This window comes from Macrococcus equi (genome assembly GCF_047426745.1).
Taxonomy (GTDB): domain Bacteria; phylum Bacillota; class Bacilli; order Staphylococcales; family Staphylococcaceae; genus Macrococcoides; species Macrococcoides equi.
Window position 1 is genome coordinate 570,895 of the sequence record NZ_CP179732.1, and the last position, 21,861, is coordinate 592,755.

At 33.8% G+C, this 21,861-nt stretch carries 26 protein-coding genes; 5 read left to right on the forward strand and 21 right to left on the reverse strand.

The genetic code is table 11. The features are described 5' to 3' along the window. Positions 1-87 precede the first annotated feature (87 nt). Together ACMGE6_RS02970 and ACMGE6_RS02975 are read right to left on the reverse strand one after the other, a co-directional pair. Positions 88-699: an FMN-binding negative transcriptional regulator gene (locus tag ACMGE6_RS02970; RefSeq protein ID WP_414054399.1), complete on the reverse strand. Its 612-nt coding sequence runs from the start codon at positions 697-699 to the stop codon at positions 88-90. A 24-nt stretch (positions 700-723) separates the two neighbouring features. After that, positions 724-1,902, reverse strand: a complete 1,179-nt coding sequence (locus ACMGE6_RS02975) for an NAD(P)/FAD-dependent oxidoreductase (protein WP_414054400.1) — start codon at positions 1,900-1,902, stop codon at positions 724-726. A gap of 182 nt (positions 1,903-2,084) precedes the next feature. Between ACMGE6_RS02975 and fdhF the strand changes: the two genes are divergently transcribed. Then, positions 2,085-5,051: a formate dehydrogenase subunit alpha gene (gene fdhF, locus ACMGE6_RS02980; protein ID WP_414054401.1), complete on the forward strand. Its 2,967-nt coding sequence runs from the start codon at positions 2,085-2,087 to the stop codon at positions 5,049-5,051. Continuing rightward, on the forward strand, positions 5,051-5,737 hold the full coding sequence (locus ACMGE6_RS02985) for a DUF1641 domain-containing protein (RefSeq protein ID WP_414054402.1): 687 nt from the start codon (positions 5,051-5,053) through the stop codon (positions 5,735-5,737). Before fdhF ends, ACMGE6_RS02985 begins: the two co-directional genes overlap by 1 nt. A 48-nt stretch (positions 5,738-5,785) precedes the next feature. On the opposite strand, the gene isaB is transcribed toward ACMGE6_RS02985, so the two are convergent. Then, positions 5,786-6,337: an immunodominant staphylococcal antigen IsaB family protein gene (gene isaB / locus ACMGE6_RS02990; RefSeq protein ID WP_414045079.1), complete on the reverse strand. Its 552-nt coding sequence runs from the start codon at positions 6,335-6,337 to the stop codon at positions 5,786-5,788. A 225-nt stretch (positions 6,338-6,562) separates the two neighbouring features. Here isaB and ACMGE6_RS02995 point away from each other — a divergent pair, with 225 nt between their 5' ends. Together ACMGE6_RS02995 and ACMGE6_RS03000 are read left to right on the forward strand one after the other, a co-directional pair. Beyond that, entirely contained in the window at positions 6,563-6,934 is a 372-nt protein-coding gene (locus tag ACMGE6_RS02995; protein WP_414054403.1) for a VOC family protein, read from the forward strand. Between the two features lie 117 nt (positions 6,935-7,051). Beyond that, positions 7,052-7,525 (forward strand): GNAT family N-acetyltransferase, encoded by a 474-nt coding sequence (locus ACMGE6_RS03000; RefSeq protein WP_414054404.1) that lies wholly within the window; start codon positions 7,052-7,054, stop codon positions 7,523-7,525. A 335-nt stretch (positions 7,526-7,860) separates the two neighbouring features. Here ACMGE6_RS03000 and ACMGE6_RS03005 read toward each other — a convergent pair whose 3' ends face one another. From ACMGE6_RS03005 to ACMGE6_RS03035, 7 genes are all read right to left on the reverse strand, one after another. Then, positions 7,861-8,967: a sensor histidine kinase gene (locus tag ACMGE6_RS03005; protein WP_414054405.1), complete on the reverse strand. Its 1,107-nt coding sequence runs from the start codon at positions 8,965-8,967 to the stop codon at positions 7,861-7,863. Then, positions 8,955-9,623, reverse strand: a complete 669-nt coding sequence (locus ACMGE6_RS03010; protein WP_414054406.1) for a response regulator transcription factor — start codon at positions 9,621-9,623, stop codon at positions 8,955-8,957. The genes ACMGE6_RS03005 and ACMGE6_RS03010 overlap by 13 nt, the downstream gene beginning before the upstream one ends. Continuing rightward, complete coding sequence (locus tag ACMGE6_RS03015) at positions 9,613-10,239, reverse strand: hypothetical protein (protein WP_414054407.1); 627 nt, start codon at positions 10,237-10,239, stop codon at positions 9,613-9,615. Before ACMGE6_RS03015 ends, ACMGE6_RS03010 begins: the two co-directional genes overlap by 11 nt. Continuing rightward, positions 10,205-11,326 carry a hypothetical protein gene (locus ACMGE6_RS03020; protein ID WP_414054408.1) on the reverse strand — a complete coding sequence of 374 codons (1,122 nt, stop codon included), beginning with the start codon at positions 11,324-11,326 and terminating at the stop codon, positions 10,205-10,207. The genes ACMGE6_RS03015 and ACMGE6_RS03020 overlap by 35 nt, the downstream gene beginning before the upstream one ends. Beyond that, positions 11,323-12,207 (reverse strand): ABC transporter ATP-binding protein, encoded by an 885-nt coding sequence (locus ACMGE6_RS03025; RefSeq protein ID WP_414054409.1) that lies wholly within the window; start codon positions 12,205-12,207, stop codon positions 11,323-11,325. Before ACMGE6_RS03025 ends, ACMGE6_RS03020 begins: the two co-directional genes overlap by 4 nt. Before the next feature lie 372 nt (positions 12,208-12,579). Continuing rightward, entirely contained in the window at positions 12,580-12,654 is a 75-nt protein-coding gene (rpsI, locus tag ACMGE6_RS03030; protein WP_367304778.1) for a 30S ribosomal protein S9, read from the reverse strand. Between the two features lie 132 nt (positions 12,655-12,786). Next, positions 12,787-13,752 carry a helix-turn-helix transcriptional regulator gene (locus tag ACMGE6_RS03035; RefSeq protein ID WP_414054410.1) on the reverse strand — a complete coding sequence of 322 codons (966 nt, stop codon included), beginning with the start codon at positions 13,750-13,752 and terminating at the stop codon, positions 12,787-12,789. 61 nt (positions 13,753-13,813) lie between these two features. Here ACMGE6_RS03035 and ACMGE6_RS03040 point away from each other — a divergent pair, with 61 nt between their 5' ends. Then, a complete protein-coding gene (locus ACMGE6_RS03040) occupies positions 13,814-14,764 on the forward strand; it encodes a quinone oxidoreductase family protein (protein ID WP_414054411.1) in 951 nt (316 codons plus the stop codon). Between the two features lie 142 nt (positions 14,765-14,906). On the opposite strand, the gene rpsI (ACMGE6_RS03045) is transcribed toward ACMGE6_RS03040, so the two are convergent. From rpsI (ACMGE6_RS03045) to rpmJ, 11 genes are all read right to left on the reverse strand, one after another. Next, positions 14,907-15,299, reverse strand: a complete 393-nt coding sequence (gene rpsI, locus ACMGE6_RS03045) for a 30S ribosomal protein S9 (protein ID WP_096077475.1) — start codon at positions 15,297-15,299, stop codon at positions 14,907-14,909. Between the two features lie 19 nt (positions 15,300-15,318). Further along, the gene (rplM, locus tag ACMGE6_RS03050) at positions 15,319-15,756 is read right to left on the reverse strand and encodes a 50S ribosomal protein L13 (protein WP_414054412.1); all 438 of its coding nucleotides are present in this window, start codon (positions 15,754-15,756) and stop codon (positions 15,319-15,321) included. 186 nt (positions 15,757-15,942) lie between these two features. After that, positions 15,943-16,773, reverse strand: a complete 831-nt coding sequence (gene truA, locus ACMGE6_RS03055) for a tRNA pseudouridine(38-40) synthase TruA (RefSeq protein WP_414054413.1) — start codon at positions 16,771-16,773, stop codon at positions 15,943-15,945. Continuing rightward, complete coding sequence (locus tag ACMGE6_RS03060; protein WP_414054414.1) at positions 16,774-17,577, reverse strand: energy-coupling factor transporter transmembrane component T family protein; 804 nt, start codon at positions 17,575-17,577, stop codon at positions 16,774-16,776. It lies immediately after the preceding gene. Next, complete coding sequence (locus tag ACMGE6_RS03065) at positions 17,570-18,424, reverse strand: energy-coupling factor transporter ATPase (RefSeq protein ID WP_414054415.1); 855 nt, start codon at positions 18,422-18,424, stop codon at positions 17,570-17,572. Before ACMGE6_RS03065 ends, ACMGE6_RS03060 begins: the two co-directional genes overlap by 8 nt. Next, positions 18,421-19,221 carry an energy-coupling factor transporter ATPase gene (locus ACMGE6_RS03070; protein WP_414054416.1) on the reverse strand — a complete coding sequence of 267 codons (801 nt, stop codon included), beginning with the start codon at positions 19,219-19,221 and terminating at the stop codon, positions 18,421-18,423. The genes ACMGE6_RS03065 and ACMGE6_RS03070 overlap by 4 nt, the downstream gene beginning before the upstream one ends. A 296-nt stretch (positions 19,222-19,517) precedes the next feature. Beyond that, complete coding sequence (gene rplQ / locus ACMGE6_RS03075; protein ID WP_414045109.1) at positions 19,518-19,886, reverse strand: 50S ribosomal protein L17; 369 nt, start codon at positions 19,884-19,886, stop codon at positions 19,518-19,520. 19 nt (positions 19,887-19,905) lie between these two features. Then, complete coding sequence (locus ACMGE6_RS03080; protein WP_233682044.1) at positions 19,906-20,850, reverse strand: DNA-directed RNA polymerase subunit alpha; 945 nt, start codon at positions 20,848-20,850, stop codon at positions 19,906-19,908. An 83-nt stretch (positions 20,851-20,933) separates the two neighbouring features. After that, positions 20,934-21,323, reverse strand: a complete 390-nt coding sequence (gene rpsK, locus ACMGE6_RS03085) for a 30S ribosomal protein S11 (RefSeq protein WP_096077483.1) — start codon at positions 21,321-21,323, stop codon at positions 20,934-20,936. A gap of 20 nt (positions 21,324-21,343) precedes the next feature. Continuing rightward, on the reverse strand, positions 21,344-21,709 hold the full coding sequence (gene rpsM / locus ACMGE6_RS03090) for a 30S ribosomal protein S13 (protein ID WP_414045110.1): 366 nt from the start codon (positions 21,707-21,709) through the stop codon (positions 21,344-21,346). Between the two features lie 22 nt (positions 21,710-21,731). Beyond that, on the reverse strand, positions 21,732-21,845 hold the full coding sequence (gene rpmJ / locus ACMGE6_RS03095; RefSeq protein ID WP_003156543.1) for a 50S ribosomal protein L36: 114 nt from the start codon (positions 21,843-21,845) through the stop codon (positions 21,732-21,734). Between the last annotated feature and the right edge of the window lie 16 nt (positions 21,846-21,861).

Here is a 21,861-nt window from a genome sequence, read left to right on the forward strand (position 1 = left end):
ACTTTAAATCCATTTCTATATTATTATTGTCTTACCTTTATAATAACTTTTCCAGCAGGATGACCATTATATGATTATGATAGTAAATTAAATCTTTCTTACCTTCTCCATCTCATTAGCCAATCGATGATCTTCCTGATGATTACTTTCACGTAAATTCAATATGATACTTTTATAATCTTTATCACTTCTATTCTGACTTAATTTATATTTAAGACCCGCTTCACGCACTTTTACTTTATAACCAATTACACCTTTAGCTTGTTTCAAAATATCTTCACTCAACGTATCGAAGTGTCTGGCATTTTCACCCGTTTCAAAATAATCTGTCAGTCGTTTCAAATCTTGCATCAGCTCATCATAATTCAACTCAATGCAATTCCCTCTTAACTGTGCAGCCTGGTAATTCCAGGTTGAGACTTCTTCTTGCTCATACCAAGAAGATGAAACATAACCATGCGCACCTGTAAATTGAACGAGTACATTATTATTGTTTTCAAGGGTCTTATTTTGTGGATTTAGTTTCGCTAAATGAAAAGACAAGATGATTTCATCATCAACTACATCCACCATCACGGGTACCTGTGATGCATAAGGGACGTCATTATGCGATGAAATCACTGTCGCAAATGGATGTGCTTTTAGAAATTCTATCAATGAATTAAAATCTTCTACTTTAAATAATTTCGGTAAGAACATAGTGCCATCCCCCTTTAGATTTTTTTATCCTCTTCCTTTAAGCATACCATGCCAGTACATAAATGGAATGGCCCTCTTCTTAATTTGATAAAATAACAGATTTGTCTTTCCTTGTAAAAATGGCATTGATTCTTTCGGCTTTAAATCATATCCGAATTCAGCAATTAATGCCTGACCGTATTCTGTAGCAATTGGGCATGCTGTTGAACCATCATATTTTGAAGATAATGGTTTGCCCTTCATTTGTGAACTTAAATTATCAACCAGGATAGGTACCTGCTTTCTTACAGCAGCACCCATTTTGATTGTTGGTAAATTCGTACAATCACCAATGCCGAAGATATTTTGATGACGTGTGTGTTGTAAAGTATAGGGGTTTACATCCATCCAACCTGAAACGTCACTGAGTGTTGACTGTTTAATGACTTCAGGTGCACTCATTGGTGGCGTAACAAGTATCATTGAGAATGGTAGCTCATATTGTGTATCCGTTTTTAGATTTTGAAATGTCGCGACTTTTTTATTACCATCAATAGCGATTAGTTCTTGTTCAAGTTCATATTCAATTGCTTTGTCCTGCATATGCTTTTCAATTTCAATCCTGTACTTCTCAACTGGGAACAATGAAGATTTACCGGACATAAACATCAAATTAATATTATTTCTTTTTCTATCTACGAAGTATTCATCGAAGGTAAATACAGAGTTTTCAGGTGATACACCACCTTTAATAGGTGACACCGGTTTCGTTACAATGACATTGCCTTCTTTCACTGACTTTAACGTTTTATACGTATAATCAAGCTTGTCATATAAGTAATTTGTGCATACATTGTTACATCCTAATGTTTCCGACAAACCTTCAATTGCATCAAAATCAAGCTGTAGCCCTAATGCTACAACTAAATACTCATATCTCACGCTACCTTCATCAAATCTTATAATACGTTCAGGAGCCTGAATACCAGTCACTTCACGCTGAATAAAGTCTGCTTGATTAGGAATGACCTTTTTCATTTTCTTGCGTGTATGTTTTTTATCTTCTTCACCTGAACCTACAAGTGGCCACGCAGGCTGATAGGCATGATAACCCGCATGATCAACGATTAAAATATCTTTTATCCCCTTCTTGATCAATTTACTCGCTGTTGAAATTCCCCCTGCACCTGCGCCTAATATTACGATTTGATATTTATTTTTCATTACACCATCCCCCTTTTTGGTTTTACAGCTGATACAAATGCTTAATTCATATACCCTATTTCCTTCTTTACTAAAAATTCTACAAATTTTCATACATTCTTTTGAATAATTTTCGATTAGTCGTATAATTAAATTGGGCACAAATATTGTTTTACTAAATTCAAATGAAATGGGGTTTTTGTATGAAAGCAGCAACATCTCAAATGGTACGTATCACTTTGAACGGCCATGAAATGGATGTACCTACACAGGTGAGTATTCTGGATTACTTAAGATACAAAGGTATCGATGTTCCGGCATTATGCTATCATCCTGATTTAGGTGCAATCGAAACTTGTGATGCTTGTATCGTTGAAGTCAACGGGGAATTAGTTCGTGCGTGTAGTACTGAACTAAAAGACGGCGACGTAGTTAGAACCGGCTCTAGCGAAGCATTTGAAGCACAAATGATCGCGATGGATAGAGTCCTTGCAAATCATGAACTTTATTGTACCGTATGTGATTTTAATAATGGTAACTGTACAATCCATAACACAGTTAAAAATTTAAAAATTGATCACCAGGCTACGGCACAATCACCAAAAGGCTACGAGAAAAACGTTGGTAAGTTTTATCGTTATGATCCAGACCAATGTATCTTATGTGGTCGATGTGTTCAGGCTTGTCAAAACGTACAAGTCAATGAAACATTAATGATTGACTGGGAATTAGAACGTCCTCGCGTTATCTGGGATGGTAATAAAGACTTAAACATTGACGAATCGTCATGTGTTAACTGTGGTCACTGTTCAACAGTATGTCCATGTAACGCAATGATGGAAGTTGGCATGGTCGGTGAAGCTGGTTTCTTAACGGGTATGTTAAGAGATGCATTCCGCCCAGCTGTAGAAGTAACAAAAGCAGTTGAAACAGGATATACTCCATTAATGGCCATTTCAGATGTAGAAGCTGAAATGCGTAAAGATAGAATCAAGAAAACAAAAACAGTATGTACATATTGTGGTGTCGGCTGTTCATTTGAAGTATGGACAAAAGACCGTGAAATCTTAAAAGTTGAACCATCACCAGAAAGTCCGGCGAACCAAATTTCAACATGTGTGAAAGGTAAATTCGGTTGGGACTTCGTCAATTCTGGTGAGCGTCTGCAAAAACCATTAATTCGTGAAGCGGATGGCTTCCGTGAAGCAACTTGGGAAGAAGCAATGACGTTAATTGCAAGTAAATTTAAAGAAACAATGCAAAAAGACCCTGAACGTTTAGCATTTATCACTTCATCTAAATGTACAAACGAAGAGTCTTACTTAATGCAAAAACTTGCGCGTCAAGTTGTCGGAACAAATAACGTCGATAACTGTTCACGTTACTGTCAATCACCAGCAACAATGGGTCTATGGAGAACTGTAGGTTACGGCGGTGACTCTGGTTCAATCACTGATATTGGATCTGCTGGTTTGATTATTGGACTTGGAACAAACACAGCTGAAGCTCACCCTGTTATTGCAACACGTGTGAAGAGTGCCCAAAAATTACGTGGTGCTAAATTATTAGTAGTTGATATTCGTAAACATGAATTAGCAGAACGTGCAGATATGTTTGTTCGACCGAACCCTGGCAGTGACTTAGTGTGGTTAAATGCAGTTACGAAATACATTATCGACAACAACTGGCAAGATCAGGAATTTATCGATAAACACGTTAATAACTACGATGAACTTGTGAAGAGTCTTGAAAAATACACAATTGACTATGCAGCAGAACATACAGGCATGAGCAAAGAAGAAATCATCAAGATTGCTGAAATGATTCATGAAGCAAAATCAACAGTTGTAATGTGGGCGATGGGTGTCACACAACAACGTGGTGGTAGTGATACATCTACAGCAATTTCTAACATGTTACTTGTAACAGGTAACTACATGAAACCAGGTGCAGGTTCTTACCCACTACGTGGACACAACAACGTACAAGGTGCATCTGATATGGGTAGTATGCCAACACACTTACCTGGTTACCAAAAGATCACTGATAAAGCAGCGCTTGAGAAATTCAGTAAAGCCTGGGGCGTTGAAATGAACCCTAAAGTGGGACAAAATAACCACCAAATGGTTGATGCGATGCACGCTGGTGAATTAGATGTCCTTTACTTAAAAGGTGAAGATATGGGTATCGTTGACTCTAACGTTAACTATGTCCGTGAAGGATTTGAAAAACTTAAGTTCTTCGTCGTACAAGATATCTTCTTCTCTAAAACAGCAGAATATGCAGATGTTATTTTACCTGCAGCACCAAGCTTTGAAAAAGAAGGGACATTCTCAAATACAGAACGTCGTATTCAACGTCTTTATCAAGTAATGGAACCTTTAGAAGGTACAAGACCTGACTGGAAAATCATTCAGGATATCGCACAACATTTAGGCGCTGACTGGCACTATGCACATCCAAGTGAAATCATGGATGAAATTGCTTCACTTACACCAATCTATTCTGGGGTTAACTATGACAGATTAGAAGGATTCAACAGCTTACAATGGCCAGTGCATGAAGATGGTACAGATTCACCATTATTATTTACTGAAGGCTTCCCGTTTGAAGATAAGAAAGCAAACTTCTATCCAGTAGACTGGACAGAACCAACGCAATACGAAGCACAATATGATATTCATGTGAATAACGGACGCTTACTAGAGCACTTCCATGAAGGTAATATGACGTATCAAGTTAAAGGACTTGCGATGGAAACACCTGAAGCATTCTTAGAAATCTCTCAGGAACTTGCAGATGAACGCGGTATCCAGACAGGTAACTTAGTACGACTGCAATCACCATACGGTAAAGTCGATGTTAGAGCATTAATTACTGATCGTGTATTTGGTAAAGAAGTCTACTTACCAATGAATGATAATGGTGATGCTGCAATTAACTTATTATCAAGTTCAATCGCTGATAAAGATACATCAACTCCAGCATATAAAGAAACAAAAGCGAAACTTATCATCTTAGATAAAGGTACAAAATCACCATTACCTGAGAATAACTTCCGCTTCGGTAACCGTACACCACAAATGGGTGTAAATGTTCAAGGTAAATGGAACAGAGCTGATTATGTATACCCTGGAGATATCGTGAAATCAAGAAGAGGTGATAAATAATGGCGCAACCAACAAGAGTCGTTAAACCGATGCAAGTCGATGCAAAAGAAGTACGCGAAAGAGAACTACGTGAATTAGAAGATCAGATCATCCAACATAAAGATACTTTGCTAAAGCTATTTAGATTACTTGATCAATTAGATGAACATGAAGCGTTAAATGCTGCAAATGCTGCATTAGCGCAAAGTGATCCTATTTTAACACGTATCTTAAAAGCAGTGAATGAAACAGAAACAGACCAAGCGATACGTAACGCGTTATTACTTGTACAAGGACTTGGTAAATTCAATTTCAGCGATATTGAACCAATGATTTTAAAGTTCAATAAAGGATTAAAACTTTCAACAGAATACAACCAAAGTAAACCACTGGGATGGATCGGATTACTGAATGTATTAACAAATAAAGACTTCGTTGAAGGATCTATCGTGTTAACAAAATTCGTTAAAGGATTCGGAACATCATTTGACCAGTTGAAGAAAGAACAAGGCGTTGTAGATCCAGTGCATACAAGTAAAGGTGACTTAGATGACGCACATCACGTTGAGTTACCAAGTAAAGTTGAAAAAGACGAAGCACAAAGACAGCACGCCGCACAAATAGAACAATCATCAAACCTTAAACTATACGGTGCTGTAGCAGGTGCTGCAGCATTAGGTGTCAGTGCATTACTGATGAGAAAATAAAACAAAATCCTCAAGGACAATAGTCCTTGAGGATTTTTTAGTTTAACCTTAAGCCATACCTACATGACCTAAGACAACTTTTTGAACATAACCTTTCTCAACTACAAATTGAATCTGGCTACCGTTATAATTATAAATATAAACACCATCTTTTTTAGAAGGTACAGCTTTTGTCGCACCAGCTACTAGTTTAGGCTGGAATAAATGCGGCGTACCATAAGTCTTCTTAACATCTGTTAGTTTCAAAGACTTTGCTTTAACACTTAAACTAGCTGTGTAAGGTCTTTTATCACCCTTCTTAAAGAAAGAATATTCCTGATCGTAAACACGCTTCGTATCATGTGTTTTTGAAGCACCTTGAATAATTCTTTTAGCATCTACTTTGTAACCATTGATCGTTACGTTATTCGCTTTTACCGCTGCAATGAAATCTTTGTCTAATACAAAGTCAGAATTGCTGCTTGTATAACCAGAATATTTATAATAAGGCGTTTGCGTTGCTGTATAAGTTTTTGCAGACACATCGTCAGCCTGAACCGCACCGAAAGAAAATGCCGTTGCTAATGCAGTTGCACCTACTATTTTAGAAAATTTATTCATCATTACCACTCCTAAATAATATATCCTTATGCTCAACTGTTTATAATTAATTTACCCTAGATAATTATGGTAAAACATGCAGCTAAGAATGTAAATTAATAAGGTTTAGAGGAGCAAACAAGTATAATTTCTTTATCATATATAAATAAATCGATTACAATATAATTGTAATATCAATTGCGCTCAACGTTTAATTAACCATTGAGCATTTTAGGAGATGAATTTATGGATAAATTAAATCAAGTTATGATTTATGTTGATGATTTAGAAAGCGCGGTAAAATTTTGGACTGAAACGTTAGAATTTGTGATTGTTCAAGAAACAGAATTACCTGAGAACTATAAAGCATTTGAAATCGCCCCTAATGCGAATGTTGAAACGTCTCTTACTTTATTTGATAAAGCATTTATTAAGAAGTACAGCCCTGAAGTAACACTTGGTACACCTTCTTTAATGTTTAAAGAAACAAACTTTGATGCATTATACAAGAAACTTAAAGCATTAAATTTAACAGGACACGACATTATGGACATGGGCGGTGTTCGTGTATTCAACTTCCAAGATGGACAAGGGAATTTCTTTGCTGTAAGTGAATAGTATTGAATAGGCTTAAAGGAGACAACTTATATTATTTTTACATAGTTCATTAGATAGCTATGCTGAAGGACCAAATGGCGCAATGGACATTGGATTCGTTGCATATAAGGAGTAATAATGAAATTAATCCCGTACACAGATAACTTTCAATACGATATCAATCAATTTGAATTAACAGAAGAACAGTTGAAGTTTGTTAAAAGCCCGAAAGAAAATTTAGAAGTGGCGAAAAATGATGCCAACCGTCAACCTGTATTTGGTATTAACAAAGAAGGCATTCCAGTCGTATTCTTTGTATTACATTTACATAGTGAATTCGAACATGAATTTGGTGTTAAAAACAGCATCTATGTGAGATCATTTTCAACAAATAATAGATATACAAAAAGAGGCTATGCAAAGCAAGCATTACAACTCATGCCAGCATTCATTCATCAACATTATGACAACATTGACTATATAACTTTACTTGTAGATTTACCAAATGAAATCGCAAGAGAGATGTACATTAAACAAGGCTTTACGCAAGGTCAACAAATTAACGGCGAACGTTTCCCAGCATATTGTATGATAAAAAAAATCACAGAATAAATAGAAATCAAAAAGCACTCCCCAACACGTGTTGGAGAGTGCTTTAATCGTTGATTCAGTGGAACACAAATCGCTGACGCAATTTGCGAACTCCATCTGTAAACGAATAAATTCGCAACAGCTGCAGCTTAACGTTTTGAGAACTGTGGTGAGTGACTGACGCCTTATACCCAAGTTTTTTACGTTCAAAAAACTTTAGGTTTTCGTACAGTTGTATAGACTGTCGTAAGGCTTGATATTAAAGGATTTCTGATTTTTTCGATTGCATATAATTGCACCAAATATCACTCAGGGGTAACTAAAGGGTAACTAAATAAACTGCTGGCCGGCGGTAATTATGTTTTTATAACTTCTGTATTAATCACAAAACTTACTCCTGCTTTACCATCTTCATTATTAATAAATACATCACTATCAAACTGTTTCAATACCTCACTTGCAAAATATAATCCAATTCCAGAGCCATTAGATTCCTTACTTTTTACACCCCATTCTTTTGCGGAATTAATTTCTTCTGAACTAAATAATTTTCCATCATTGATTACAGAAAACTTCAAAGAATTGGTAGGAATGTATTGAAGCTTTACATAAACTATTTTATCTGAGTACTTTAAGGCATTATTTATTAAGTTATCTATTACATGATATAGAATTTGACTATTTATAAAATATTTACTACTAAGAAATTCATCATCCATGTTTATATTCATTACTTTTGATTTTAAAATATATTCATTATTATAATTTTTGTTCAAAATTTCTACTATATCTTTAATATTTATCAAATCAGTATTTTCAGGTAGCATATTAATATTATTAATATGAATTTTTATTTGATCATTAACTCGATAAAGAGAATTGCTTATAATTTCACTTTCTTTACTAATTTTTTCTCTAATAATTTCATCAGGTAATTTAGATTCATTAATTTTTCTTAATAATTCCGTATGGCCTTGCAATACAGTCAAAGGCGTCTTTAAATCATGCTCAAAAACTTCTAACTTCCTCTTGAAATTATTTTGAATTGTCAATTGTTCCTTAATATTACTTCGTAAAAAATCTTGAATTTCTTCTATTTCAGATATAATATCGTTGAATTCCTTAATATTCGTTTTTTCAATCTTTTTGTCAAGATCTTTATCTTTTAATCCTTGTATAATATTATTCATGTGTATTATATTGTTTAGTATTTCTTTTTTATAAAAATATCTTGTTAAGAAGTATATAAAAAATAATGGTACGCAAATATTTATTAAAGTACTAGTTATCATAAATAAATAGTGTGTTTCTTCCCAAAAGTCTGGATAAAGGTAATGACCTATTTTCGAAAATTCTATTCTGTTCAATATGATTTGTAACAAAAAAATTGTTAAAATACTGACCAGTATTATTAACATATTCAACTTTTGAATCTTTTTTTTTATACTTTCTACGTTAACCATTTATAACCAACACCCCATTTGGTATCAATATATTCATATTCACTAAACTTACTAATCTTCTTTCTTACTTTTCTGATATGTTCCGAAATAACTTGTGTACTTCCTTGCTTATTTAAGTTTACTAAATCATATATTTGTTCTTTACTAAAATAGTAATTTGAGTTCAATGATAATAGCTTAATAATTTCAAACTCAATTTTAGTAAGATAAATAGGATTGTCATTAACTGATATTTCAAAAGCATCATAATCTATCACTAAGTCTTTATATCTTCTAATATTATTTATGTGATTAATATCACTTTGTTGGTTAAGTATATTTTTAATCCTTACCACCAACTCTTCCATATAAAAAGGTTTAGCTATATAATCTTTTGCCCCTAATGAAAAACATTTCAAACGTGTATCTAAATTATCTTTTGCAGTTAAAAAAATTATAGGAATGTCTGTAGATGAGATTTGCTCTGCAACAGTAAAACCATCTACATAAGGCATTTTAATATCTAATATTATTAGATTGATACTACTATTCAGTTTTTCTATCGCTTCTCTTCCATTGTATGCAACTAATGTATTAAAACCTTCTAGAAATAAGCTTTCTTGTATGAAAGAAACTATATTTTCTTCATCATCTACAATCATAATATTATATGTCATATTTAAAACCTCTTTTAAGATTTTTTATGTTTGGAATAATCACTATCAAGATTAGTATACTCATTATTAATTGTATATGTTTGACTTGAGTTGGAAAATTGAATGTTTCAGGAAAGAGGAACATAAAATTTAAATTTCTAAATCCTAAACAAATTAAAAAATATACCAATCCTAGCATGTATCCATTTAAAATATTATTGGTTAAAATACTTATTAATAAACAAATTGAACCAATGAAAATAGTACTTGTAAATGCGATAAATATATCCGTTAATCTAACTTGAGAATTAAATATCATAAGCATAATATAAGCAAAGATAGATAACAATAAAGTTACAACTAAAGTACTTACAATTCTAAATATAAAAATATATTGATAATCATATTTTTTTGTATTAATGAGTTCCGTGATATCATGATTTTTTTCGATTGAGAATAGCGTTGGAAATAGAACGATGCCCATAATACAAAATAATAACTCTAAATATTGTATAACACGATCATGATTTAAATTAGATATACCATTTAAGAACATACTAAATACAACAACGATGAAACAAACGATATAAAGGTTTAAAAGATTATTCTTTAAGTCTATTTCGAATAATTTTACCACCTGAAATGCCCCCCCTTCTTTTAATCCTAAATAAGTATATACTCATTATAAAAATGATTATGCTTACCATAAAATAGATAAATCTATTCATAATAAAATCATTAAAGTTATTATAAAAATGAATTGAATTAAATAGTGTATTATGTCTAGGGATATATAATGAACCATAAATCCCTTCTATACTTTTTGAACCTATATTTAAATTGATGAACCATATAAAAATTTGAACAATACACCCTATAAATGAACTAAATAAAATAGTCAACATCATACCCATCGCACTTGAAAGCGTTATGGTAGGTAAAGTCCATATGATAAGTATTTTATAAAATATTAAGAGGGATTGAATCGAGATAGAATGAACACTCGCAAGATTTATAACAAAATATATCGAAAATAGTAGCACCGGTAAAAATGACAACAGTATTACAGTGATAAATCTTACACTTATTAATTTCAAAGATGATATTTTTTTAGGATAGATGCTTTCAAAAGCTTTACTCTTACGATCTGATAAAAAAGTATATGCACCTAGAAAAAATGGTAAAATCCCTAAAACTATCCCCATTACATCCGAATAATAACGACTATATGCACCTAGATAAAGGTCTTTGTTTTTTATCGATTGTTTCTCTGATTGGAGTTCTTGCTTATTCATCGCTTTCTTCGAGTATAAATGTATATTATCTTCAGAATAATTCGATCCTGAGCCTATATATTCTGATATAGCATTTTTATATTTGTTAAAATCGTTATAGTTTTTACTGCTTTTCAATTTGAGGAATATGTCTTTTACTTCTCTTAATTCTTTTTTATTCAAGTTTTTTATTTTCAAAAATCCGAACTGATATGTTTTAAATTCATTACTTTTAATCTCTGTTTCCAAATCATCAATAATATTCTTTCGTATAATATTTTTATCATTTGTGTTCATAACGATTTCACCATCTTTGTAAATATCAGAATTAAGGTTAAAATCGATTATTTGTTGACAGTTTAAAAACCCAAAAATAAAGATGAGTAGTACATAAAAAATATATGTTTTACTAGTCACTATCTTTTTCATTTCTAGAGGTAGAAGTTTCATACACGCTCACCTCTATCTATTTTTTGTAAAAAGTACATATAGGCATCTTCAAAATCATGAGCAACTATCTCAGATCCATGTATCTTTTCATCTGATACAAAATGAACTTTCAAATGCCCTTGATATTCATTTATTTTAGTAATAAATACATTTTCCTTTCTAAATGAGATGAGTTCATTATTTGGGATAATAATGTCATAAACTTTATTATGAGCACTTTCAATCAAATCACTTATACTACCGGTATATTCAATTTTCCCCTTATCTAATATCGCGATATCTTTACATATTGATTCAATGTCACTCACAATATGCGTAGATATAATAACAATTTTATCTTCAGCCAAACCTGATAATAAATTTCGTAATCGAACTCTTTCCTCAGGGTCTAACCCGGCAGTCGGTTCATCTACTATAATTACTGATGGGTCGTGTATGATTGCTTGTGCAATGCCTAACCTTTTTTTCATACCTCCTGATAATCCTTTTACTTTTTTAGATTTATGTTCGAATAAATTCACTTTTTTCAACACTTCTTCTATATTACTATCTAGTGTATTTTTATTCATACCTGACAATATACCTAAGTAGTAAAGACACTCTTCAACCTTCATATTAGGATAAAAATCAAAATCTTGCGGCAAGTATCCTATCAACTCTCGTATTTTCTCGGTCTTTTCTAGTGGAATATCGTTAATGACAACTGATCCTTCACTTAATTTGAGAATAGTTGCGATAATCTTCATCAACGTCGACTTCCCTGAACCATTTCGACCAAGAATACCAAACATACCATTTTCAATAACTAAATTAACGTCGTTCAACGCCTTCTTTTTATTATCATATATTTTACTTACATTTTTAATAACTATTTTATTCATCGTATACTCCTCCTTTATTTTAAAGATAACAAATACATATCAACTAATTATCAATTTTTTATAAGTTACATATCTTACATATTGCTCTTTAAAAAAATTCTCAATATTTTGTTCTAATTAATGAATTAATAAGCTAATACAAAAGGATTAGGTAAAAAAGCACCTCTCGGATATTTTCGAGAAGTGCTGTAAACGAATCTTCAATTGAACACACATTGCTGACCCAATTTGCGTACCAAATCTGTAGACGAACAAAAAACCACTCTCCAGCAATGCTGAAGAGTGGTTTCAAAGTTCTTATGGAACACAAACTGTCTACGCCAGTTTGCGTTCCGAATCTGTAAGCGAACAAGTTCGCAACAGCTTCGGCAATTAACGTTTTGAGAACTGTGGTGAACGACGAGCGCCTTTAAGACCTGGTTTTTTACGTTCAAAAAACTTTAGGATTTCTTACAGTTGTATAGACCGTCGTAAGCCTTGATATTAAAGGATTTCTGATTTTTTCAATTGCATAGAATTGCATCAAATATCACTTAAGGGTAACTAAAGGGTTACTAAATAAACTGCTGGCCGGTGGTTCTATAAATTCAAATTTCTAATCATTTCTTTTAATTCATCTAACATTAAGCTTTTTAATCTATCTGGTGATTTAATCTTTGCGTGCTTACCAAATTTCATAAATAAATCTTTTATATATAATAATTCTGATTCATCCACATACATATCTATATAGGCATTACTTTCGTCAATCACTATTAAATTCTCACTAATCCAATATTCATCTTTAGCTTTTAATATGCCTATTTCATCGAATTCAATTTTTAGATTAACTTTGTTTTCAATATTGTGGTTATCACTTTTATTAAAGAAGCTTTCTAAATCCCAATCAGAAGTATACTTTTCTTCCGTATAATAAATATTCTTAATCCTATCTACTCTAAATACTCGTATACTTTTTTTCAAAGTATCATATGATGAAAGAAACCAATCTCCTTTATACGTATATAAGCCAAATGGTACGACTTCCCTATCTGACTTACCTTTACTAGAATGATATGAAAAGTTGATAATCTTGTTTTCAATGCACGAATGTATTAAATTTTTTGTATCAATTTCTATGATATTTTTAGGCGGATTCCAAAATTTAAGATGCTTTACATACGTATCAATCATTCTTTTTGAGTCATCAGGAAATGAAATATACAGCTTATTTTTTACTGACTCTACATCAATATCAAAAGGTAAGTTTGAATGATAATTAAGTGATTGAAAAGTAAAATATATTGCGATTGCTTCTTCTTCATTAAAAGTAATTGGTGGTAATAATCTATTTTCAAGTACTCTATATCCCCCGTGCTTTCCTTGTTCAGTATATATAGGAATACCCATGTCACTTAATTCTAATAAATATCTATGAGCGGTTCTTATAGAAATATCAAATGTTTCAGCTATTTCTCGAGCAGTGAACTGTCGTTTATTATTTACATACATGATCATATCAAATATCTTTTTTACTTTAGAAATAAGAATACCTCCCCTATCCATGCCAACTTTCGTCATGTTTATAAAGTAATATTACTATATAAACATTAAAGGAGGAATCGTTATGAAAGCGATTATGCAAAATGAATTTGGAAATGAACAAACGCTATATCTTGGTGACATAGAAATTCCTGAATTATCTCAAGATGAAGTGTTAATAAAACTTTCGTATGTTGGCATTGGCCAATGGGATATATTTGAAAGAGAAGGTGGTTATGAAAAATTATTAAATCTTAACTCAAAATTTCCATATATTTTAGGTTCTGAAGGTGTTGGAGAAATCATTAAAGTTGGTAATGAAGTAACTCATTATAAAATTGGAGATATCGTTAACGCCGTCAAATTTTTAAATAAAAAAGGTGGATTCTATGCAGAATACGTTATCATACCTGTAGATTTTATATATAAAAAACCAGAATATCTTTCTATAGATCAATCTTCTTCAATATCTGGTGTTGGACTTACAGCATTTAGAGGTATAATTGATGTATTACAGGCAAAAAATGATGATGATATACTAATTTTTGGAGCAAGTGGTGGTGTCGGACATATCGCTGTTCAAATAGCACAATCATTAGGAGCAAATGTATATGCAGTAGCTTCTGGTACGGATGGTGTTGAAGCAATAAAAAAATTAGGAATTAAGTATGTTGTTGATGGTAAAGCCCGTAGTTCTGAAGAATGCATGTCATCATTTAATATTAATCATTTTGATAAAGCCTTTTATACTGCTGGAGGTAACCTAGCAAATGATTTATCTAAATATGTTAAACAAGAAGGGACAATTGTTTACCCAAATGGAATTGATGAAATCGATTCATCCTTGTGTTTAGCAAGAATACAATCCTATTATGCAGATATTGATACATCATTAATTAAAGATTTTTCTGAATGGGTTAATAAAAATAAACCTAAAGTATATATTGAAAAAGTGTTTGATATGGATGAATTCATTTTAGCGCATAAGATGTTGACAGAGCATTACGTTGGAAAATTATGTTTTAAGTTGAAATAAATTAATTTCTATTAATAAATCAAAAAGCCATTCTCGAATATATTCGAGAATGGCTATAAACGTGTATTCAATTGAACACAAATCGCTGACGCAATTTGCGTACCAAATCTGTAAGCGAACAAGTTCGCAACAGCTTTGGCAATTAACGTTTTGAGAACTGTGGTGAACGACGAGCGCCTTTAAGACCTGGTTTTTTACGTTCTTTCATACGTGGGTCACGTGTTAACATGCCTGCACGTTTTAATGAACCACGGTACTCAGGATCCGCTTCTAATAACGCACGAGAAATACCATGACGGATTGCTTGTGCTTGTCCTGTTAAACCGCCACCTTTAACGTTTACTAAAACGTCATAGTTACCTTTAGTTTCAGTAATATCAAATGGTTGGTTTAAGTCTAAAATTAATGATTCGAATGGTAAGTAGTCACGTACGTCACGGTTGTTGATTGTGATATTTCCTTCACCAGGAATTAAACGAACACGTGCTACTGAATGTTTACGACGGCCTGTGCCTTTATATTCAACTTGTGCCAATGTATTGTCCTCCTCTTAATTAACCACGTAACTCGTAGTTTTCAGGTTGTTGTGCTGTATGTGGATGCTCTGCTCCAGCATATACATGTAATTTCTTGAACATTTTGTCCCCTAAAGAACCTTTTGGTAACATTCCTTTAATAGATGTTTCCATTAAACGTACTGGGTTTTTCTCACGTAATTCACCAGCAGAGATAGATTTTAATCCACCTGGGTGATTTGAGTGACGGTAGTAAATTTTGTCTTCAGCTTTGTTTCCTGATAAGTAGATTTTTTCAGCGTTAATTAAGATAACGTGATCTCCACAATCTACGTGTGGTGTGAATGTTGGTTTATGTTTACCGCGTAAGATTGATGCAACTTCTGATGAAAGGCGACCCATAGTCTCTCCTTCAGCATCAATTACGTACCACTTGCGCTCAATGTTTGCTTCGTTTGCCATAAATGTTTGACGCATTATATTTTCCTCCTAAAATAAAAAAAATTCCCTCTAAATCCTGCTTATATATCTGTAACACAATAAGTTTCCGGGGCTTATTGTAGTGGTTGATATTAAACAATACCGTTGTCTATCTTATAACATTTTTAGGGTGTTTGTCAATCGTATTCCAAAATTCTTTTCATTTATTTTTATGTTTGTCCGTTATAAAGGACGTTCTGTTTCCGGTGTGATATTTCTTCTGGTTGGTTTAAGCACGATTGGCGTATCTTGCGGGATATCCTGTGCTAATGTTTCAGGTGTTAAATATATTTTTTCTAGGTACAACCCTTCAGCTGGTGCAGTCTTTCCTGCTTTTCTTCTGTCACTTGCTTGTATGATGTGAGGTATTTCGTCGCCTTGTCTAATGCCTCGTCCGACATCCATCAGGAAGTGCACCATGATGCGCACCATATTATACAGAAAGCCGTTTCCAATCACGAAAAATTCATATCCTTCTTCAGTTGCTGTCACTGTAAATTGATACATCGTACGTTCTCTATTTTCAATTTCAGTCTTTGCTGAACAGAATGATGTAAAGTCATGTGTCCCTAAAAAATATTGTGCGGCTGCATTCATTTTATCAACATCAAGTGTGTCTGTAATATGCGTCTCCAGTCCTTTTTTCAGAACATTTCTATGCGGTGCTACGTATACCTTATAGCGATAAGCTTTACCTACACAGTCGTAACGTGAATGAAAGTCATTATTGATTTTAGTGACTTGGGTAATATAGATATCATCAGGCAATGCTGAATTAAAGGCATGCTGCCACTTATCTGTTGTCAGTACGAGCGGTGTATCGAAGTGAACATACTGCATTAATGCATGCACTCCTTTATCCGTTCTTGAAGATGGATGAATACGTACAAAGTCTTTGTGCATGCGCTTTAATATACGTTCCAGTTCATATTGCACCGTACGTCCTTCATTTTGTATTTGAAAGCCTTGGAATCCAGCTCCGTTGTATGAAATTTGTAGCAAAATGCGTTCCATCTATGTCATGCTCCTTAAATAAAATATAATCATGGCTATCGGTATCAATGTTAATAGTGCGAGGGTATCATTCAGCTGCCACTCAAGTTTCCTGTATTTCGTTCTTCCAATATCGCCTTTGTACCCTCGAACGTCCATCGCTACTGCCAGATCATCGGCTCGTTTAAATGCAGATACAAAGAGCGGGATCAGTAACGGACCGATTGCTTTAATTCTTTGTAATCCACTGCCACTACTGATATCACTACCTCTTGATATTTGAGCTTTCATTACTTTATCCGTCTCATCCATTAACGTCGGGATAAATCTTAAGGCTATCGACATCATCATTGCAAGTTCATGTACGGGTAATTTAATTTTCTTAAGTGGATTTAATATATTTTCAATCGCATCGGTTAATGCAATCGGACTTGTCGTAAGTGTCATCACTGTAGACAGAAAAATGATTAATATAAATCGAAATGAAATCATTATCCCCATACGTACTCCGTCCATTTGAATATTAAAGATACCCCAGTCAAATAACGTTCTGCCACCCTTCGTTAGAAAGACATGCATGAGAAATGTAAATATAATTAAGAATAGTATCGGCTTAATCCCGTTGAATACAAACATAAATTTAAGGTTTGATAGTTTTATAATGAAAAATACAAGTACAAATCCAAATAAATAGCTATACCAGTTATCCATAAAGAAAATAAGTATTGTCATGACAAATACAAATAATAATTTCATTCTGGGGTCTAGTGTATGTACATAAGATTGAATGGGCACATATCTACCTAAAATCATTTTATCAAGCATGCTGTTCTCTCCATTCGCGATACATCGCATTAAAGTCTTCAATCGTTAACGCAGTATGGGGTAAGCGTGTTTGATACTTTGCTTCAAACTTTCTTTGAAGTTGTGTTATTTGTGGTGGGTGAATACCGTAATGCGTTAAATCTTTCAAAAATATGTGCTCGGGCGTTCCTTCATCAACCAACTTACCTTGGTACATCACATAAATATAATCACTAAGCGCTGCCTGATCCATTTGATGCGTTACAAGAACCACGGCTATATTACGTGCCTGTTGCAACTGATGAAACATATCCATAATTTCCTTTTGTCCTCTAGGATCCAGTCCTGCAGTCGGTTCATCAAGAATTAATACATCCGGTTCCATCGCGAGCACTCCCATAATCGCAACACGTCTCATTTGTCCACCAGATAGTTCAAATGGGCTCTTCTCTAATAGAGTATCATCCATCCCAAAAAGCTCAAATAGTCCGCGTGCACGTCTCTCAGCTTCATCTACGGGTACACCATAGTTCAGTGGTCCGAACATAATATCTTTCAGTACAGTCTCTTCGAATAACTGCTGCTCTGAGAATTGGAATACCATCCCAACTTTCTTTCTGATATGACGTAGGTGTTTATTTTTCGATTTACGATTTATTACCTGTCCCTCGATATCTATATAACCTTCAGTCGGTTTAATGAGTGCATTCATATGCTGTATCACTGTTGATTTACCTGAACCTGTGTGACCGATAATACTATAAAATTTATTATCTTCTATTTGCATATCAATATCTGTCAGTGCTCTTACTTCAAAAGGAGTATGTTCAGCATAATGATAGCCTACATTATATAATTGTAAACTCATAGCTTATCTAACAACTCCTCTTGACTAATTAATGCGTTGTCACCAAATATGATACGATTTACCTTCATCTCAAAAGGAAGATCTAAACCGATATCAATCAGTGTGTCAGCTTGCTGATATATTGCTTCTGGTGTACCAGATAATATGGCTTCTCCTTGATTCATCACAATGATTTTATCACTCGACAAAGTTTCTTCCAGATGATGCGTAATGTGTATCACTGTAAGCTGATATTCATCTTTTAAATATTTTAAAATATTCAGGATTTCAATACGACCTTCAGGATCTAACATAGACGTTGCTTCATCAAGTATAATAATCTCTGGTTGCAAGGCCATTACACCTGCAATGGCTACCCGTTGTTTCTGTCCTCCTGATAAATGATGTGGCTCATGTCTTTTTAAATGCACCATATTCACACTTTGTAGTGCCGAATCTACTCTTCTATGCATTTCGTCGTAAGGAACACCATGGTTTTCTAAACCAAATGCTATATCATCTTCAACAGTCGCCCCTACAAACTGATTATCCGGATTTTGAAATACAATACCTATATATTTATGAACCGATTGTATGGTCTCTTCATTAAGAACGAGCTGGTTGACGCTTATCCTACCCTCCTGCATTGTCTCAATTCCACATAACAACTTTACAAGGGTCGATTTCCCTGAACCATTATGACCCACAATAGAAACCCATTCATTCTTATTTATAGACATAGAAAGATTGCGAATTGCCGGAACGTTTTGGTCTTCATATGCAAATGTTACATTACTCACTTGAATTATCGGTTCCATGCAATTCACCTTTCAATTAAAATTTGTTAATGATATATTTCATCCTCTGTTAATTACTTATACCATAAATGATTAACACAAGACAAAATGTCTGTATATAAATAAAAAACCCGGTATACCGGATTTAATAATGAAAAAAGCGCGCACTCCGCCTAGAGGTCACGCAAAACGTTATTCTATTATGGCGAAGTACTCTGAGCTAGACAATATCTGTGTGTGGCAAACATTATCGTTGCACTCATTTGCTTGTGTGTGTATGTGTAAGATAAGTGATCCCTATAAAATGTTAATTATGATTATACTAATTCGATGATAACCATTTCTGAACCGTCTCCACGACGAGGTCCAACTTTCATAATTCTAGTATATCCACCTTGACGCTCATTGTAACGAGGAGCAATGTCAGAGAATAATTTTTGAATTGCGAATTGTGTAGTTTCATCTTCGTTTAAGATTTCAACACGACGTAAAACTTCAGCTGCTTGACGGCGAGCATGTAAGTCTCCACGTTTACCTAAAGTAATTAATTTTTCTACGATTTTACGTAATTCTTTTGCGCGTGCTTCAGTCGTTTCGATTCGCTCGTTAACGATTAAAGAAGTTGCTAAATCGCGTAACATAGCTTTACGTTGATCTGATGTACGACCTAATTTTCTGTAACCCATGAATCGTAACCTCCTTTAACTAGTCTTCTTTTCTTAATCCAAGACCTAAGTCTTCTAATTTAAATTTAACTTCTTCTAAAGACTTGCGTCCTAAGTTACGAACTTTCATCATATCAGCTTCTGATTTGTCGGCTAATTCCTGAACAGAATTAATACCTGCACGTTTCAGACAGTTATAAGAACGAACTGATAAATCAAGTTCTTCAATCGACATTTCAAGTACTTTTTCTTTGTGATCTTCTTCTTTTTCAATCATGATTTCAGCATTTTGTGCTTCATCAGTTAAGTCAACAAAGATATTTAAGTGTTCTGTCATAATCTTCGCACCTAAAGAAATAGCTTCTTGTGGTGTTAATGATCCGTCAGTCCAAACATCTAAAGTTAATTTATCAAAGTTAGTACTTTGACCAACACGTGTGTTTTCTACAGTGTAGTTCACGCGCTCAACTGGTGTATAGATTGAATCAACTGGAATTACGCCAATTGGTAAATCACTTGTGTTATTATCTTCAGCTAAAGTGTAACCGCGTCCTGCATTTGCAACCAAACGCATTTTTAAGTGTCCACCTTTAGATACTGTTGCAATTTTTAAATCTGGATTTAAAATTTCAACATCGCTGTCATGCATAATATCTTTCGCAGTAACAACACCTTCATCTTTTACATCAATTTCTAGCGTTTTATCTTCATCAGAGTAAATTTTAAGCGCAAGCTTTTTGATGTTCATGATCATTGTTGTGACATCTTCCACTACATTCTCAACACTTGAGAATTCATGTAAGACACCTTCGATTTCAATATTCTTAACAGCCGCACCTGGTAATGAAGATAATAGGATACGACGTAAGGAGTTACCTAATGTTGTACCATAACCACGTTCTAACGGTTCAACTACGAATTTACCGAATTTAGAATCTTCACTAATTTCAACTGTCTCAATTCTAGGCTTTTCGATTTCAATCATGTAATAATCCTCCTTCAACAACGTCGAATAATTTTATTTTAGTTCCATATACTATTATAAGTGTCTTTGATACTAATTGAAAATTATACGCGACGACGTTTCGGTGGACGACAACCGTTATGTGGTACTGGTGTAACGTCTTTAATCGCTGTGATTTCTAAACCAGCTGATTGTAACGCACGAATTGCTGCTTCACGACCTTGACCAGGTCCTTTTACAGTAACTTCTACAGTTTTTAAACCATGTTCCATAGCTGCTTTTGAAGCAGTTTCAGATGCCATTTGAGCTGCGAATGGTGTAGATTTACGAGAACCTCTGAAACCTAACGCACCAGCAGATGACCATGATAAAGCATTACCGAATTCATCAGTAATTGTTACGATTGTATTGTTGAATGTTGAACGGATGTGTGCAACACCAGACTCAATATTCTTTTTAACTCTACGCTTACGTGATACTTGTTTACGTGCCATTTAGCTCACTCCTTTACTTATTATTTCTTCTTGTTAGCAACGGTCTTAACTGGACCTTTACGAGTACGTGCATTGTTCTTAGTATTTTGTCCACGAGTTGGTAAACCACGACGGTGACGAATACCTCTGTATGATGCGATTTCCATTAAACGTTTGATGTTTAAGTTAACTTCACGGCGAAGGTCACCTTCAACTTTATATCCATCAACCTCTTCACGGATTCTGTTTAATTCTTCTTCTGTTAAATCGCGCACACGAGTACTCTCGTCAACATTAGCTGCTGCTAATATTTTTTGTGCTGAAGTTTTACCAATACCATAAACGTAAGTTAAAGCGATAACTACGCGTTTCTCACGTGGTACGTCTACACCTGCGATACGTGCCATTTATATTGCACCTCCTGTTTTCTTATCCTTGTTTTTGTTTGTGTTTTGGATTTTCACAAATTACCATTACTTTACCTTTTCTGCGAATAACTTTACATTTTTCACAAATGGGTTTTACTGATGGTCTAACTTTCATGTTTCTTACCTCCTAA